Genomic DNA, 337 nt, shown 5'->3' on the forward strand with positions numbered 1-337 from the left:
GGCGAAGACCCCGTAGCGGTAGTGCACCCGGCTGCCGGGTGCGTACGGCCGGTCGGAGAGGACGGCCGGCCCCGGCAGGCCCCCGGTCGCGCGGTGCAGATCCTCGGCGATCCGCCGGAACTGCCGCGCGCCGGCCGGGGATACGGTGAGGAACCTCCCGGCGGAACCGCGCTCGCTCTTCCGGGAGTTGATGTCGTGGAGCTTCTGCCGGCCGGCGGCGCACTGCAAGGCGCCAGGGTCCTCCGCGCCGACCGAGGCCACCGCCGAGACCACCTCCGCGGCCGCCTCGGCGGCCGCGCTGACCTGGATCTTGCAGCCCTGCGCCGGTAACGCGGTC

1 pseudogene is annotated in these 337 nt (G+C 75.7%); it reads right to left on the minus strand.

The features are described from left to right. Positions 1-337 (minus strand): annotated as a pseudogene (locus tag UK12_RS42285) (class IV lanthionine synthetase LanL); the annotation flags it as partial.

This window comes from Saccharothrix sp. ST-888, from assembly GCF_000955975.1.
GTDB lineage: Bacteria > Actinomycetota > Actinomycetes > Streptomycetales > Streptomycetaceae > Kitasatospora.